Raw genomic sequence first — 17,682 nt, 5'->3', positions numbered from 1 at the left:
AACAGTCCCTAGTTTTTACTAATGGACTATTGACTTGGGACTCTTGACTAACTGGCAAGTGCTTCTTGAATCGCTTTATTGTAAATAACGCGACCTGGAGTTGTGCGTATATACTGAGAAATTAAATTTCCCTGAGCGTCTTCCCTCACTCGGCGATACTTGTAAAGTACAGTCCGGCTACCATCTTCGTTATTTGTCACTTCCAGAGGTTCTGTATCTGGTTGATCAGATTCTACTTCCCCGTCAAACCTTACGTAGATGTAAGCGTGCAAGTCAATTTGCTCTTGCTGGAAGGCCATAATTACGTCATCCAGAGAAGCAAAATAATTCCCCGCACCTTTGTTAGCACCTGGATTTTCCGCCGTCAGGTAATAGGCTCCCAATACCATGTCTTGGCTAGGTGTGATAATTGGTCTACCTGTAGCTGGTGACAAAATATTATTAGAAGCCAGCATCAGCAGTCTTGCTTCAGCCTGACTTTCCAAAGATAGAGGGACGTGTACCGCCATTTGGTCACCGTCAAAGTCAGCGTTAAATGCGGGACACACCAAAGGATGGAGTTGAATAGCGCGACCTTCCACCAAAATCGGTTCAAAAGCCTGAATACCCAAACGGTGCAAGGTAGGCGCACGGTTGAGCATGACTGGGTGTCCTTCAATCACCTCTTCCAGTACATCCCAAACACTAGGGTCATTGCGAGAGATCAGCTTTTTCGCAGCTTTGATGTTGTTCACCATACCGCTACGAATCAGGCGATTAATCACAAATGGCTGGAATAGTTCAATTGCCATTTCTCTGGGCAAACCGCACTGGTGAATCTTCAGCTTTGGCCCCACCACAATTACAGAACGTCCAGAATAGTCAACCCGTTTACCCAACAAGTTTTGCCGGAAACGTCCTTGCTTACCCTCAATAATGTCAGATAAAGATTTCAGGGGTCGGTTATTGGCCCCGACTACTGTACGTCCGCGACGACCGTTGTCAATTAAAGCGTCTACTGCTTCTTGCAGCATCCGCTTTTCATTTCGCACAATAATTTCAGGCGCTAAAATCTCTTGCAGCCGTGCCAAACGATTATTTCGGTTAATTACCCGACGATACAAATCATTCAAGTCACTGGTGGCAAATCGTCCACCATCTAACTGCACCATTGGGCGCAAATCTGGTGGAATTACGGGAATGACTGTCATCACCATCCACTCTGGTTTAGAGCCTGTAGCGATGAAATTGTCAATTACCCGTAGACGCTTGATCAGTTTTGCTCGTTTTTGCCCTTTAGCACTACCAATTTCTTCCCGCAGGCTTTCTGCTTCTTGCTCTAAATTAATATCAGCGAGCAAGCGCAACAGTGCTTCAGCTCCGATACCTACCTCTACACCTTGTAGCTGAGAATCTTCACTATAGATTTGGTCTTCAATTTCTAACCACTGGTCTTCACTCAGTAGTTGCTTGTAGGTTAAAGTTTCGGCATTACCAGGACTGAGAACAACATAAGAGTTGAAATATACAATCTGCTCCACATCCCGCAAGGGCATATCTAGAAGAATAGCTATATAACTAGGAATCCCTTTGAGATACCAAACGTGGGCTACTGGGGCTGCAAGCTTGATATACCCCATGCGATGACGGCGTACCCGTGACTCGGTAACTTCTACGCCACAACGCTCACACACAATTCCTCTATGGCGGACTCTCTTATACTTACCACAGTGGCATTCCCAATCTTTAGCAGGGCCAAATATGCGCTCACAAAACAAGCCATCCATTTCCGGCTTGAGAGTCCTGTAATTAATCGTTTCTGGTTTGGTAACTTCACCTACAACCTGACCATTGGGTAGTGTACGCTCACCCCATTGGCGGATACGTTCTGGTGATGCCAAGCCGATTTTAACGTAGTCAAACTGATTAGTTTGGGCTGGTCTCATACTTAAGTGCTGAGTTCTGAATTATGAGTTTTGAGTAAATTATTCAGTTAAAAGTAATGAATCAAGAGATTGTTAAGCTCTGAGTGCTGAGTAGAAAACTCGGCACTCAGCACTCAGCACTCTCTACTCATCATCGTCCAGTGATTCGCGGGAGAGCGATTCGTATGTTGGTCGGGGTGGTGTGCGACGAGCTGATTGGTCTGCCATTAGATCAACTTCTACATCTAAGGAACTACCATCCGCTTGAGTCTCTACTTTGTGTACAGCGATGTCTAACCCCAAGGATTGTAGTTCTCGCATCAACACCTTAAAGGATTCTGGTGTTCCTGGTCTGGGAATAGCCTTACCTTTAACGATCGCATTTAATGCTTCGTTCCGTCCCTGCATATCGTCTGATTTCACAGTCAGCAATTCCTGCAATGTATAAGCTGCACCGAAGGCTTCCAATGCCCATACTTCCATTTCTCCAAAGCGCTGACCACCTTGTTGGGCTTTTCCTCCCAAGGGTTGTTGAGTAACCAAGGAGTAAGGTCCTGTAGAACGAGCGTGAATCTTGTCGTCTACTAGGTGTACCAGCTTCAGCATATAAGCCACACCTATAGTTACTGGTCGGTCGAAAGCTTCACCTGTACGACCGTCATACACCATGATCTTGCCAGGGTCATCTGGGTTATACACCCAATCCTTGCCTGTTTCATCCCTAGCTTCTTGCAGCTTGCCATGCACGATGCGGCGGGATGACTCTTCACCATACATTTCATCGAAGGGAGTAATCTTAAACCGCACACCCAAAGTATGACCAGCCCAACCCAACAGACATTCAAATACTTGTCCAACGTTCATCCGGCTGGGTACACCCAAGGGATTGAGGACGATATCTACAGTGGAGCCATCGGGCAAATAAGGCATATCTTCTAGGGGTAATATGCGGGAAATAATCCCTTTATTCCCGTGACGACCTGCCATTTTGTCGCCAACTTGGATTTTACGCTTCTGGGCTACATACACCCGGACTACCATGTTGGCTCCCGGTGGTAATTCATCTCCTTGTTCGCGGGTAAATAGGCGCACGTCTACAACACGTCCTTTTTCACCGTTGGGTACACGGAGAGAATTATCGCGCACGTCCCGCGCTTTTTCCCCGAAAATCGCTCTCAATAGCTTTTCTTCTGGTGGTTGGTCAGATTCCCCTTTGGGTGTAACTTTGCCAACTAGGATATCTCCTGCTTCTACCCAAGCTCCGATGCGAATAATTCCCTGTTCATCTAACTGACGTAGGGCATCTTCCCCGACGTTGGGAATTTCTCTGGTGATTTCTTCTGGTCCTAGTTTGGTTTGTCTAGCCTCAATTTCATATTTTTCGATGTGTATTGAGGTATAAATATCATCCTGTACTAGTCGCTCGGAGATCAAAATCGCGTCTTCGTAGTTATAGCCTTCCCAAGGCATATAAGCGACGACAATGTTTTGACCTAATGCTAGTTCTCCGCCTTCTGTGGAGGAACCATCGGCTAATACCTGACCAGCTACTACACGCTCACCAATCCGTACCAAAGGTTTTTGGTTGAGACAGGTATCTTGGTTAGAGCGTTGGTACTTGGATATGGTGTACCTAATTTCTTGTCCCTTGTGAGTTGTCAGTTGTCCGTTGTCGGTTGTTTTGCCACTGGCTGCTGGTAGTTGTCCACTGACTCTGACGCGAATTTCTGTCGCATCTACGTAAACTACATCCCCATCAGTCCGAGAGACAATTACCATTCCGGAATCTCGCGCACCTTGGGCTTCTAAGCCTGTCCCCACCAACGGACGCTCCGGCTTGAGTAGGGGTACTGCTTGCCGTTGCATATTGGAACCCATGAGGGCGCGGTTAGCGTCGTCATGTTCCAAGAAGGGAATCATACTAGTAGCTACGGAGACGATTTGTACTGGGGATACGGCTACGTAGTCTACTTGTTCTGGCGTGGTGGTGGAGAATTCTTGACGATAGCGGACTGGTACTTGGGGACCAATGATGTAACCATTTTCATCTACAGGGATATCTCCTGGTGCTACCCGCAGGTCGTCTTCCTCATCGGCGGTCATGTAAACGGCGGCTTGGTCAAATTTCACTTGTCCATTTTCCACCGGTCTAAATGGAGTTTCTAAGAAGCCGTACTGGTTAACACGGGCGTGGGTTGCTAAGGAACCAATCAGTCCGGCGTTGGGGCCTTCTGGTGTTTCAATGGGACAAATCCGACCGTAGTGGGAGGGGTGGATATCTCGCACGGCAAAACCTGCCCGTTCTCTGGTTAAACCACCAGGGCCAAGGGCTGACAGACGCCGTTTGTGGGTCAGTTCGGCTAAAGGATTAGTTTGATCCATGAACTGACTTAATTGGCTGGAACCAAAAAATTCCTTGATGGCTGCTACCAATGGTTTGGGGTTAACCAAGGATGCTGGTGTTAATACTTCTGCGTCGGATACGGTCATACGTTCCCGAATAATCCGTTCTAATCGGTTTAAACCAACCCTGACTTGGTTTTGCAGCAATTCACCCACACTTCTGACTCGACGATTACCTAAGTGGTCAATGTCGTCGATGCTGCCGATATCGTATTCCAGGTTGATGAGATAATCGACTGCTGCCAAGATATCGCCAGAGGTGAGGACTCGGACTGTATCGGGGACTGAGAGGCGGAGTTTTTTGTTGAGTTTATATCTACCAACTCGACCCAAGTCATAACGTTTTGGGTCGAAGAAGCGAGAATCTAACAGTTGTTGTCCACCTAATACGGTTGGTGGTTCACCGGGACGGAGTTTACGATATAACTCCATCAGGGCTTCTTCTTCAGAAAACTGTCCTTCTTTTTCGATGGTTTTCTGGAAGTACTCTGGGTGGCGCAGGGCATCAAAGATTTCGTTATCTGAGAGTCCTAAAGCTTTTAAAAGTACTTGGGCTGAGAGTTTGCGGGTTTTGTCGATGCGTACCCACACCAAATCGTTCCGGTCTGTTTCAAATTTCAACCATGCGCCCCGGTTGGGGATGAGCGAAGCTGAATATGTCCGGCGACCGTTTTTGTCGATTTCTGATTTGTAGTAAACTCCAGGCGATCGCACAATCTGATTGACAATTACCCGTTCGGCTCCGTTAATAATAAACGTTCCGCGATCGGTCATCAAAGGCAGATCCCCGATAAATACTTCTTGCTCTTTGATGTCCCCTGTTTCTTTGTTCAATAGGCGGGTAGGGACATACATTTGTACAGCATAGGTACTATCCCGGCGTTTCGATTCTTCGACGCTGTACTTTGGCTCCTTTAATCTGTAATTATGTCCTAAAAAATGCAGTTCTAATTTGCCTGTATAGTCTGTAATAGGACTAAAGGAGTTAAGTTCTTCGATCAGCCCTTCTTCTAAAAACCAGCGAAAGCTCGAACGCTGGATTTCAATCAAGTCGGGCAACAAAAAGGCGGGTTCAATATAATTTTCGCTAATCATGCCTCTACCTTTGTCAACCTGGTTAAATTTTTTAGATGACACTACAGTTAGTGTCCGTAGCCGTTTGGGAACTTATCCTCTATGCTCACCTGATTATTTACAGGCAATGGCAAACGCAGCAATTGAAGCTGGAGAGTGCGATTTTGACAAGGGGGGTAATAACCCCCAATTGCCAGTCAAGGGCATTTCTATCCAGCGATGCAGGCGATTCCCCAACAGCAGTTGTTTGAGATATGTCTGAATTTTGTTTCTTTTCCTCACTTCTCCTCCCAAAAGCGCTTTAACTTGCTGCAACTCTAGACCAGAGTATCTGCAATACCCGGTTTGTATTTACGGTGATACCCAAGGACTAAGCCGATGAGCCGCATTATGGAGGTTTTGAATTAAAATGGCCTGATTTTGCTGGGTTTTAATCACAAGGCAATTTCTTTTAATAATTTTCTATAGGTTCAATCCGAAACAGGCAATTTGTACTCGAGGTCTATCTCAATGTGATTGTTAGGTTTAGTTAAACATTGAGATCATCCACTTGTAGAGGTAGGAGGATGGTCAAGTTGATAACTTCACAAAATCAAGCTTAGGAGTTTTCAGTTCCTTCCTTTATCATTATGACGCACACAAAATGTTTTGGAGGGATTAATTTTAGCATATTTTTGTCCTCCTAACGGTTGATTTATTTTACTTTAACCTAAAAGCTAAACTAGCAAGTTTTATAATACCAGACCGAATAATCTACAGGCATTTTGGGTAGTTTGAACAGAAATCGCTTCTACTGTTTCTTTGCGTAAAGCTGCTACTTGTTCAGCTACATGGCTTACATAAGCAGGCTCGTTACGTTTTTCGCCTCGTTTGGGAACTGGCGATAAAAAAGGGCAGTCCGTTTCAATTAGTAAGCGATCGCTTTTCACCATCGCAGCTGAGGCTTGAATGGCTTTGGCATTTTTGAATGTGACTGTACCGCTAAAACTAATATAAAACCCCAAATCCAGAAACCATTGGGTTTCTTCTGGTGTTCCTCCCCAACAGTGCATGACACCCCGGATTTGATTACCTGTACGCTCCTGCCATTTCTGCAAGATTTCTCTCACCGCCACTGCGGCATCCCGACAGTGGATAATCACTGGTAGATTGAGATGGGAGGCGATCGCTAGTTGTGCCTCAAATACCATTTGCTGCTGCTCATAGTTATTGGCTTTGTAAAAATCTAGTCCCATTTCGCCAATTGCTACTACCTTAGAGTCGGAACTAGCCAAGGATAATATTTGCTCTCCTGTGTCACTTTGCCATTGATCAGCATCTAGAGGATGAAGTCCTACGGCAAAACTCACTTCAGGAAACTGGTGAGCTATGGCTTGGATACTGGAAAATTCAGCCGGTTCAACACAGGAATGCACTAGATGTATAACTCCTGCTGCTTGCCAGCGCGATCGCACTGCTGCCAAATCTGGTTGGAAGCTGTCGAAATTGAGATGTACGTGGGTGTCTATTAGCTGCATTTTTGTTTTTAGTCAAATAGTCAACAGTCAATAGTCAAGAGTTATTAGAGAAACTGTTAACTTTGGACTATTGACTCTTGGACTATTATGCTGTTTGCTCAATAGGCTTGAGTTTGTTTGCCAATCTGGACTTTTTCCTTGCTCCGTTATTGGGATGGAGGATGCCCCGTTTAACGGCTTTGTCGATTTTGCTGTAAGCCGCCGCTAGGCGAGTTTGTGCTTCTTGTTGTGATTCTGGGTTAGGATTAGCTGCATAGACTTGTACAGCATTCAAGTAATTTTTCATCAGCGTCTTAACTGCTGATTTGTAGGCTTTGTTACGCAGCCGATTGCGTTCTGCGATTTGGGCGCGTTTTAGAGCAGACTTATTATTAGCCACTGTCGATTCCAAAAAGAAAATTATATGTACACACACTACCAGACTTACTAATATAGCATCTATATTGCCAATGTTATAATTTAGGAGATTTTTTTTTGCTCAGGTTTTTTCGGAGCTACGTAAGGGCAATACTTGTAGTATAGTTAACAATTAACAGAATAAGTGTGTACTAAAGTGAAAAAAACAGTTTAAAATAAGGTACTTTAATCAAAAAATAATCTACCATTAAATTCTGGACAAATTGCCAAATAGCAAGAGTACCACTTGTTTAGTCTGTTATTAAAAGGGATTTTTTTCATAAAGACAGCAACGGTTAATCAGCCGGAGTACCAGTATAAACCAGATTCATCATCTATCCCCAAAGCTAGTTACTAAAACATAAACATAAGTAAAATTTATCATCAGAGCCTGCTATTCCTCATAGATTCACAACAACTAGACGTGTAACAGCACAATCTTGTTGTTCATAATTTTCAGGAAAGAGGACTAAGGGAATTAAAGATTGACGTGTTTAATCCCTGCCGTAGCCAACAATGGTAATCGGACTGAAAAAATTAGTCGCCTTCCCAAGCAACTCATGTGCTGGATGCCTTGGGAGTATCAAAAAAATCCAGGTTAAGCTAGAGAAGAGAATTAGATCCAGCTTGGCATCCTTTGGGATAAAAAGTAGAGATAGTTCTCAGGCGGATATATTCTAAATTTTGGCATTGTCCTTACTCCATGCTGCGAATCATTACTCAGCAGGCAGATGTTAAAGCAGAACTGCAAAGAATCTGCGATCGCACTCATGACGAACAAGTGCTTCATAAAGAAGCCACAGTGCGGGAAGTGTTGCAAGCGGTAAAACGCCAAGGCGACAAAGCTGTTCTGCACTATACCGATGAATTTGACAATCAAATTCTCAAGGCTGAAGAATTGCGGGTTACAGGCTCAGAACTGGACGCAGCCTACCAGCAGGTATCGAAGGATCTATTGGAGGCAATTCGACTGGCTAGTCGCCAAATTGAAGCATTTCATCGTCAGCGAGTCCCCAAAAGCTGGGTACACTTTGGCGATGATGATATTGTGCTAGGCAAACGTTACACTCCGGTAGATCGGGCGGGTTTGTATGTCCCTGGTGGTCGTGCGTCCTACCCCAGCACAGTCCTGATGAACGCGATTCCGGCGAAGGTGGCTGGTGTACCTCGGATAGTGATAGCAACACCACCAGGCGCACAGAAAGCGATTAATCCCGCAGTGTTAGTAGCAGCCCAAGAAGTGGGAGTGCAAGAAATTTATCGGGTAGGAGGGGCGCAGGCGATCGCGGCTTTAGCCTATGGTACAGAGACAATCCCCAAAGTGGATGTGATAACTGGCCCTGGTAATATCTATGTAACTTTGGCAAAAAAATTGGTTTACGGCACAGTGGGAATCGATTCTTTAGCCGGGCCTAGTGAAGTGTTGATTATTGCCGATGAAGGAGCAAATCCCGTCCATGTAGCTACTGATTTGTTGGCACAGGCTGAACATGACCCAATAGCTGCGGCAATTTTGTTAACCACAGACCCGGCTTTAGCGAAAAACGTACAAGTAGCAATTGAAAGACAGTTAGTAGACCACCCCAGGCGGATAGATACCGAAAAAGCGATCGCTCATTATGGTTTAATCGTCCTTGTGGAATCTTTAGAAGCAGCCGCAGAACTCTCGAATGAATTTGCACCGGAACACTTGGAGTTAGAAGTTAAAGACCCTTGGGCAGTCTTACCCAACATTCGTCATGCAGGAGCCATCTTTCTCGGTTATTCCACACCAGAAGCCGTAGGAGATTATCTAGCCGGCCCTAACCATACCTTACCTACCTCTGGTGCTGCTCGCTATGCTTCGGCCTTGGGTGTAGAAACTTTCCTCAAACATTCCAGCATTATTCAGTACTCCCAAACTGCACTGAATAAGGTAGCTGGAGCCATTGACGCTTTAGCCACAGCCGAAGGCTTACCCTCCCATGCTGATTCAGTAAAACGGCGCATTCAGCAAGATGAATGATGATGAATGTTGAATTTTCTCCTATACTTACGAATTATTGAATCGGGGGTGTAATCTTGAGGAGGCAACAGCAGTGGTAAAAAATGTTTTGGTAGCTCTAGATGGTTCGGAAATTGCCCCACGAGTAATTGAGACTTTAGATGAATTATTGTTATCACCCGATAGCAAGGTAGTTCTCTGTCATGTTTTTCCCACAGCCGATTCAGAGATGGAATTACCTGCTGATCGTCCCCATCCAGAATCTACCACAGGTTCTTATTTTCAAATTGAAAAACAGTTGCAATCTTACCAAGAGAACTTATCAGTTAAAACGGAATTAGAACTGGTGACTGGCGACCCAGCACAAGAGATTATTCGTTTAGCTAATATTTATCAAACTGACTTAATTATTATTGGCAGTCGTGGTTTAACTGGTATGAAGCGTATTGTCTTAGGTTCTGTCAGCAATCAAGTAGTGGAAGAGGCTAATTGCTCAGTTTTGGTAGTGAAGCCTAAGTGATACCCATTTAAAAAAAAATGTGGCAGATACACACGCTCAAAGCCTTGAGCAAGTACTATCTGCTGGAGATTAAAGGTTTTTATTTTTCTTGAGTTGTCAAAAACTGGCGCAAACTGAATAAACTCAAGGTTTGTCCCAGGTTCAAGGGTAAAAGGGAGACTCCTTCTAAGCGCGACTGTACCCAACCGTCTCCCCAATACCATTCATGAAAACCATCAATACCACCACTGAGTAGCAAGCGCAGACAATTAGATTTGGCTACATCTACGCGATGATGGACAGCTACTGGCCCAGTCCAGGTTGTGAACTGCAATCCTGTGTGTAGTTCATCTGGTGTTCCTGGCGCAAAACGTTGCCCCATTAGCCATTTTTCTAATTGTACTGGACGCAGCAAACTATCATGAATGGCATTGGCTGATGCTGCTATTTCGATTCGCAGTTGGCTTTGTTGAAAGTTACCTAGCATTTGTAGAAGTTAGATTAAAGAGGTTTCTGTAGTAATCCTAAATCATGCTAGAACAACAAGACCGCCGTTTGTTTGAATGATGTTGTGCGAAATCCTTTTCTAACTTTAAAAGAAGCTTTTTTGATTAATTGTTTGTAAAAATGCTTTGGTTAACACACTATTATTACCTGCTACAAGTAAGATTGCTTGCCTTGCTGGGTTCAAAGCGAACGCTACACGCCAAAAAGCATCATTAGCCTATTGTTGCCAAGGTGCGGCGCTTACCGAAACTCTTAATTCTTGCAATGTCTGTACCAATGACACTTGGGTAAGTTTTGTATAAGTTAAGTTTTGTTATAATAGTTTAACGTTTTGTGCCTCTAGCTTAACAGCCAGGGCATTTGTTAAGAAATTATTATTTGGTAAGGTTCTTCATGGCGGATCAATTAATTCGCGCCACCGCAGCCGATGGCGGTATTCGTGCGGTGGGTGTGATTACCACACGCTTGACGGAAGAAGCACGGCAGCGTCACCAGCTTTCTTATGTAGCTACGGCTGCTCTGGGACGGACGATGGCGGCTGGCTTGTTGATGGCTTCTAGTATGAAACGAGTTGGTTCTAGGGTTAACGTCCGAGTTAAGGGTGATGGGCCTTTGGGTGGTATTTTGGTAGATGCTGGCTTGGATGGCACAGTACGCGGTTATGTGGGAAATTCACAGATAGAACTACCTCCCAATGCTAAGGGTAAGCTCGATGTGGGTGGTGCCGTCGGTAATGGCTATCTCTATGTTGTGAGAGATATTGGTTACGGTTACCCTTACTCTAGTACCGTAGAACTAATCTCTGGGGAAATTGGTGATGATGTTGCTCATTACCTCGTGACTTCTGAACAAACACCTTCGGCTTTGGTTTTGGGGGTGTTTGTGGGGGCTACTGGAGTGACGGCTGCTGGTGGTTTGCTGGTACAGGTGTTGCCGAAAGCAGCTAGGGATGAGGCCTTAGTGGCAAAGTTGGAATCTAGGGTGGCTTCTTTGTCAGGGTTTACGCCTTTGTTGCAAGCTGGTAAGACTTTGCCGGAAATTTTTAACGATCTCCTGGGTGATATGGGGCTGAGTATTTTTCCCGAAAGCCAAATGTTGCGCTTCCATTGTGGTTGTTCGTTTGATCGCGTGTTAGGAGCATTAAAGATTTTGGGAGAAGCAGAATTACAAGATATGATTGTTAAAGATGATGGCGCTGAGGCGACTTGCGATTTTTGTGGGAGCGTTTATCAAGCAAATAGCGAGCATCTATCTCAATTAATTATGGATTTGCAAACTGAGTCTTCTGTGTCGGGTTAAGGTATAAAAGGGCGCTGAATCTGCTAATTATTAATATTCTTTTTGGGAAAGGTAATGTAACAAGTAGCTTTTTAATTATGAGAAAGTTACTATGGCAAAAATAGCATTATCATTCTAAAACAGATAGCTATTCAACTATTTTGGTGTGAGAGATGACAGAGCGGGATATCCCAGAAAGTTGGCATCCAACCAGAGGAAGAAAACCAGATGAAATGGACGGTGTATCCCGATCGCCACAAGTCGGTGACACCCAAGCATTTGGTGTCCCAGCTCCTGGTTCTTCTAATCCGGTGAAGCAGCGAATAATTTATGATTCCGAAGGATTACTTATAGATCGGGAAAGTAAAGTAACTGAAGATACTAAAAAGAGTTTTGTTAAGTTGCCACGGTGGATGAAAGGTTGGGTGGGATGGGTTTTATTATTAACGCTCATTCCTGGTGGTGTAGGGTTTTTGGCAATGGCAATGCTATTAAAGTTGCCGACTGCACCCAATTGTCCTTCGATATTCTGGCCTTTAGCAAGTGCTTCGGTGCGGATACATTGCGCTCAGTTGGCAGCTTCAAAACAAACTGTTGATGACTTGTTGCAGGCGATCGCTTTAATCAAGCAACTGCCACAAGACCACCCACTACACGGTGAAATTGAACGCTTTACAGAGGAGTGGTCAAAAGAAATTTTGCGGTTAGCTGACCAGAGCTTTCAGGCAGGGAATTTAGAACAGGCGATCGCTACAGCGCAGAAAATACCTCAAGACCTCTCGGCTTATAAGTTGGTAGACGAGCAAATCGCTAAATGGCAGACGACATGGGATAAGGCTGAGGGTATATACACACAAGCTGAAGAGGAACTGCGACAACAGCGCTGGCAATCGGCGTTTATGGTAGCGTCTAAATTGCTGCGTGTAGATAATAAATATTGGGCAAGTGCCAAATACGATGAACTCAACGCCATCATCACTTCTTCTAAGGAGGATGTGGACAAGTTGGATAAAGCCCAAAGATTGGCTGATAGTAAAGTGGTAGATAACTTACTAGAAGCAATTAAACTGGCTGCGTCTGTTGAACCAAAAAGTTATTTGTATCGCAAAGCTCAAGAATCAATTCCAGCATTTGGGCGCAAGATGCTGGATTTGGCACAGGCGAAAATGGATGAACGGGATGCAGATACAGCTTTAGATATTGCCAGACAAATTCCTGAAAGTACTGGATTGCAGACGGAAGTTGAAGATTTTATGGCTTTAGCTGATGCTCAAAGAAATGCTTGGTTGGGTAATATTGCCGGGTTAGAGACAGCAATTACTCAAGCACAACAAATTAACGCGTCTCGACCAAACTATGATAAGGCTCAACAGTTAATTAGCCGTTGGCAGTTGGAAATTGAAGATGTTGCCCGTTTAGAAAAGGCGCAGTTATTAGCTAATCAAGGTACAATCAACGATTTAGTAGGAGCGATCGCTGAAGCGCAGATGATTCCTACTAGTAATCCTCGTGGTTCAGAGGCGAGACAAAATATTAACCGTTGGCAATCGCAAGTTGAGACTATTGAAGATAGACCCTACTTGGAACGGGCTGAACAAATTGCCTTGTTAAGTGATATTAACTCTTTGCAAGCGGCGATCGCTGAAGCTAGTCAAATTCGTCAAGGTCGGGCATTGTATCCAGAAGCACGCAGAAGAATTAGGACTTGGGTAGGAAGGGTACAGCGCATCCAAGACCAACCTTATTTGGATCAGGCGCGGGAATTTGCAGCACGGGGTGATTTATCTGCGGCTATTAATGCAGCGCAACCAATAGCATCCTCTGGGCGGGCGCTTTCTGGTGAAGCGCAGACAATAATTGATGATTGGCGATCGCAAATTCGCGCCAGAGAAAATTGGAACCGTGCTAGGGAAGTTGCGGCGGCTGGTACTTCACAAGCTTTGGTAGAAGCAATACGGTTGGCTGATCAGGTATCTAATAGAAGTCTCTTGCGGATGGATGCAAATATCGCTATCGACCAATGGGGTCAGCAAATATTAGATATTGCCCGTTCTGAAGGCAGTTCTGATATGTCTAAGGCGATTGAAACTGCTCGGTTGATTCCACGTGGTAGTTCGGCTTATCGTGCGGCGCAAGAGCAAATTAAAATTTGGCAACAATTTCTCAATCCTGCACCTCAGCCTCAGCCTGAGCAATTTGAGCCTGCAACTATTATTAATGGGCAGTAATTTTATCAACCTCCTGGTCAGTTTTGCAGGAGGTTTATTTTTTTATTACTAGCAATAAATGTCTTGGTTAATTAGCACACTATTTCTGTTTTAAAGGGATGGTCATCACAAATACTGCACCCTGATCTGGAGATGAAATACATTCAAGAGTTCCATGATGATTTTTGGTGATAATTTGATAACTAATTGACATACCCATTCCTGTACCTTTACCAATTTCTTTTGTAGTAAAGAAGGGATCAAAAATACGTTGTTTGATATTTTCTGGTATACCCAGACCATTATCGGCAATTTTAATAGCAATCTGATTTTGATTAATTATTTCTGTGTGAATCTGAATTACGCCTGGGAATTGTTGAATTTCTTGTTGAGTGCATTTTTCGTCCCGTTCTTCTAAGGCATCGATAGCATTAGTTATAATATTCATGAACACTTGATTAAGTTGACCTGCATAGCATTCAACTAGAGGTATATTTCCATATTTCTTAATAATTTCAATCCCTGGATAATCAGGTTTTGCTTTGAGGCGATTTTCCAAAATTAATAACGTACTATCAATTCCTTCATGAATATCAACTGCTTTATATTCAGCTTCATCTAGGCGAGAAAAATTTCGCAGAGAAAGGACAATTTCCCGAATGCGATCTGCGCCTATTTTCATTGAAGAAAGTAGCTTAGGTAAATCTGCAATCAAAAATTCTAGGTCTATATCCGCAATTTTTGATTGAATCACAGGACATGGGTCAGGATAGTATTCTTGATATAGGTTAATTAGATTTAGTAAGTCTTGAATGTAATCATGAGCAGGTGCAATATTGCCATAAATGAAGTTTACTGGATTATTGATTTCATGAGCAACACCTGCTACCAATTGTCCCAAGGAAGACATTTTTTCACTTTGGATCATTTGGGTTTGGGTGCGTTTTAATTCAAATAGTGCTTCTTCTAATTTTTGAGTTTGTTGTCTAAGCTGCATTTCTGATTGTCGTAGTGCTTCTTCTGCAATTTTGCGATCGCGTGATTCAATTATCAGTCGCACAAAGTCAGTGATTGAGCCAATAAAACTTTCTTCTTCTAATGTCCATTGACGCTGAGTTCTCAAATGTTCACAACAGACTACACCAATCACCTCTCCTCTAGACCAAATCCTAGCATCAAGCATCGAAGTAATTCCCAGTGGGGTTGTATAAGTTGCAGAGAACTCTGAAGTTCGAGAATCAGTATGAACATCAACAACTGCAATTACTTGCTCTTCCTTTAGAGCTTGAAAATATCTAGGAAAATCGCAAACAGATAATTTTAAACCATGACTGTGACAGTTATTCTCACGCTCATATAAGTCAATACATTCAATTCCTAGACATTTTTCTGTGTATAACCAAACACTTACACGTTCGACATCAAGACCCAAACCAGCCACTTGAGTTACATATTGAATGGCTATTTGAAAATCATCGTGTTGTAGTTTTTCACTTTGCACAAGTTGCTGTAAAGCATTACTATGTCTGCGAAAACGCTTCTCTGTTTCTTGGCGTTCATGAATTTCCTGTTCTAACTTATTTACTGTTTGACGTAGCAAAGTAGTTTCGATTTTATTTTTGGAAGCAATCAGCCGAATTGAACCCACTAAAAATGAATTACCAACTTCATCGAAGAATAGACTTTTCTTGGTAGAAATGATCTGAATTTCACTTTGACAATCTGTGATTAACTCCTCATGTTCATCAGTCAAGCCTGTTGTAAATACCAGTTCATCTCTCTTCCAAAAAACATCTGCTTCTGTTTTGCAAAAGAAATCATAGTCAGATTTACCAATTAGTTCTGCACGTTCATATCCCATGAACTTACATAAGGCATCATTGACAAATACCCAAATATGTTGTCTATCTTTGACAAAAATTGGATCTGTAATGCTGTTAAGAATACTCCACAGGAAAGTCTGAGAAGATTGTTGCGAAATAATTTTGTCGAAAAACACCATCTTGCTGAATCCTGCAAGGTATTGACTTTCTTCTAGGCATTTCATCCCAATTAGGGATGAGTAACCCAAAAGATTATCTAAGTTTCTCCTTAGTATGCCCAAAATAGCACTTGTTTTACTACCTGATAGCTATTGGTGTTAATAAAGATGGTTGTTCATCTCACATCATTGCAACCATGAGAAGTAAGTTTCAATCCCTGATAGGGATTAATGTTAATAGAAACTAGGTTATCCGAAAATACACCAGGGCTACGCAGGGTTTCAATCCCTGATAGGGATTAATGTTAATAGAAACCTGGAAGTCGGAGCCGTTACTATGGGATAACGAGGTTTCAATCCCTGATAGGGATTAATGTTAATAGAAACTCTAGAGCGGTCATATTGAACGTTGTAGCCCACAATGGGTTTCAATCCCTGATAGGGATTAATGTTAATAGAAACTTTAAAGGAAACTTATTTACCCAATTCACATAAGCATCGTTTCAATCCCTGATAGGGATTAATGTTAATAGAAACTCTGGTCAACTAATTGAGGTGCAATTTCTGGAATTTGTTTCAATCCCTGATAGGGATTAATGTTAATAGAAACGAAACATGATTTAAGTAGGTAATTTAAATCAAAAAAATGTTTCAATCCCTGATAGGGATTAATGTTAATAGAAACGTGATGTGTCGCACATCCTTGTGTACTGCCTCAGACCCTTGTTTCAATCCCTGATAGGGATTAATGTTAATAGAAACCTCTGTGGTGTCGTTTTGCTGTGTTGAATTATCGTTATCTGTTTCAATCCCTGATAGGGATTAATGTTAATAGAAACATCATGGCGGCAAATGTCCAAGAATTAATAGTCTCGTTTCAATCCCTGATAGGGATTAATGTTAATAGAAACCTTTATTTGTAGGGTTTTCAGATATTACTAGGCTGTTTCAATCCCTGATAGGGATTAATGTTAATAGAAACGTTGCCACGATACCATATTGGATACCTTGTACTCGTTTCAATCCCTGATAGGGATTAATGTTAATAGAAACGTACCTAGTGGTATAACCATTGTTATGTTTGATGTTTCAATCCCTGATAGGGATTAATGTTAATAGAAACTACAATATGTAATAAAAACAACTAGGGTATCTTGTTTCAATCCCTGATAGGGATTAATGTTAATAGAAACTTTTGCCCCACCGTCTACCATTCACGGTTACTCGGGTTTCAATCCCTGATAGGGATTAATGTTAATAGAAACGTTTCTACAGGAGTTGCGGAAATGTGGGTCTACAACGTTTCAATCCCTGATAGGGATTAATGTTAATAGAAACTAAGAGTTCTTGCACCATAGACCACAATACCGCGTTTCAATCCCTGATAGGGATTAATGTTAATAGAAACTTGATGAACCCTAACGAATCCCCAGTAGTCTCACGTTTCAATCCCTGATAGGGATTAATGTTAATAGAAACAATTATTTCCATCAAGTTGATTTCTGAATAAAAAGTTTCAATCCCTGATAGGGATTAATGTTAATAGAAACATGAAAGTTTGCGGTAATGGACGGGCTAAGGTGCTTGTTTCAATCCCTGATAGGGATTAATGTTAATAGAAACATTTTTAGAAAATCGCAGTAAGCGACAACTGCGAAGTTTCAATCCCTGATAGGGATTAATGTTAATAGAAACAATGTAAAATTAAAAATGATAAGCTGTATTATCAAGTTTCAATCCCTGATAGGGATTAATGTTAATAGAAACGACTTGCAAAAAATCTTTCTTCTACGGGTGCTGAGTTTCAATCCCTGATAGGGATTAATGTTAATAGAAACAACTTACTGATGTTGAAGAAGCTGTTAAAGCGGGTTTCAATCCCTGATAGGGATTAATGTTAATAGAAACCTGAACGTGTATCTATATCTGGAC

Annotated in this window: 11 protein-coding genes and 1 CRISPR repeat array (1 of these 12 only partly in view); of the genes, 5 read left to right on the top strand and 6 right to left on the bottom strand. The window is 42.7% G+C overall.

Features of this window, described 5'->3' with window-relative positions:
• Positions 1 to 47: 47 nt before the first annotated feature.
• Together H6G18_RS25000 and rpoB are read right to left on the bottom strand one after the other, a co-directional pair.
• A complete protein-coding gene (locus tag H6G18_RS25000; protein ID WP_190406715.1) occupies positions 48 to 1,925 on the bottom strand; it encodes a DNA-directed RNA polymerase subunit gamma in 1,878 nt (625 codons plus the stop codon).
• A gap of 123 nt (positions 1,926 to 2,048) precedes the next feature.
• Positions 2,049 to 5,402 (bottom strand): DNA-directed RNA polymerase subunit beta, encoded by a 3,354-nt coding sequence (rpoB, locus tag H6G18_RS08775; RefSeq protein ID WP_190406714.1) that lies wholly within the window; start codon positions 5,400 to 5,402, stop codon positions 2,049 to 2,051.
• On the opposite strand from rpoB, the gene H6G18_RS08770 reads away from it, so the two are divergent.
• Entirely contained in the window at positions 5,401 to 5,643 is a 243-nt protein-coding gene (locus H6G18_RS08770) for a hypothetical protein (RefSeq protein ID WP_190406713.1), read from the top strand. The genes rpoB and H6G18_RS08770 overlap by 2 nt on opposite strands.
• A gap of 469 nt (positions 5,644 to 6,112) precedes the next feature.
• On the opposite strand, the gene H6G18_RS08765 is transcribed toward H6G18_RS08770, so the two are convergent.
• Positions 6,113 to 6,898, bottom strand: a complete 786-nt coding sequence (locus tag H6G18_RS08765; protein WP_190406712.1) for a TatD family hydrolase — start codon at positions 6,896 to 6,898, stop codon at positions 6,113 to 6,115.
• A gap of 85 nt (positions 6,899 to 6,983) precedes the next feature.
• Complete coding sequence (rpsT, locus tag H6G18_RS08760; RefSeq protein WP_190406711.1) at positions 6,984 to 7,277, bottom strand: 30S ribosomal protein S20; 294 nt, start codon at positions 7,275 to 7,277, stop codon at positions 6,984 to 6,986.
• Between the two features lie 720 nt (positions 7,278 to 7,997).
• Here rpsT and hisD point away from each other — a divergent pair.
• On the top strand, positions 7,998 to 9,299 hold the full coding sequence (gene hisD / locus H6G18_RS08755; protein ID WP_190406710.1) for a histidinol dehydrogenase: 1,302 nt from the start codon (positions 7,998 to 8,000) through the stop codon (positions 9,297 to 9,299).
• 73 nt (positions 9,300 to 9,372) lie between these two features.
• Positions 9,373 to 9,798: a universal stress protein gene (locus H6G18_RS08750; RefSeq protein ID WP_190406709.1), complete on the top strand. Its 426-nt coding sequence runs from the start codon at positions 9,373 to 9,375 to the stop codon at positions 9,796 to 9,798.
• Between the two features lie 79 nt (positions 9,799 to 9,877).
• On the opposite strand, the gene H6G18_RS08745 is transcribed toward H6G18_RS08750, so the two are convergent.
• Positions 9,878 to 10,264 (bottom strand): hypothetical protein, encoded by a 387-nt coding sequence (locus H6G18_RS08745; RefSeq protein WP_190406708.1) that lies wholly within the window; start codon positions 10,262 to 10,264, stop codon positions 9,878 to 9,880.
• A gap of 413 nt (positions 10,265 to 10,677) precedes the next feature.
• On the opposite strand from H6G18_RS08745, the gene hslO reads away from it, so the two are divergent.
• The gene (hslO, locus tag H6G18_RS08740) at positions 10,678 to 11,583 is read left to right on the top strand and encodes an Hsp33 family molecular chaperone HslO (protein ID WP_190406707.1); all 906 of its coding nucleotides are present in this window, start codon (positions 10,678 to 10,680) and stop codon (positions 11,581 to 11,583) included.
• Positions 11,584 to 11,735: 152 nt separating this feature from the next.
• Positions 11,736 to 13,790, top strand: a complete 2,055-nt coding sequence (locus H6G18_RS08735) for a chromosome segregation ATPase (protein ID WP_190406706.1) — start codon at positions 11,736 to 11,738, stop codon at positions 13,788 to 13,790.
• A gap of 79 nt (positions 13,791 to 13,869) precedes the next feature.
• On the opposite strand, the gene H6G18_RS08730 is transcribed toward H6G18_RS08735, so the two are convergent.
• On the bottom strand, positions 13,870 to 15,816 hold the full coding sequence (locus tag H6G18_RS08730) for an ATP-binding protein (protein ID WP_190406705.1): 1,947 nt from the start codon (positions 15,814 to 15,816) through the stop codon (positions 13,870 to 13,872).
• A 142-nt stretch (positions 15,817 to 15,958) separates the two neighbouring features.
• Positions 15,959 to 17,682: a CRISPR direct-repeat array (repeat unit 37 nt; unit sequence GTTTCAATCCCTGATAGGGATTAATGTTAATAGAAAC) (it continues 625 nt past the right edge of the window).

This window comes from Anabaena subtropica FACHB-260 (assembly GCF_014697105.1).
Classification (GTDB): domain Bacteria; phylum Cyanobacteriota; class Cyanobacteriia; order Cyanobacteriales; family Nostocaceae; genus Trichormus; species Trichormus subtropicus.
This window is presented reverse-complemented; position numbering and strand designations above follow the sequence as displayed.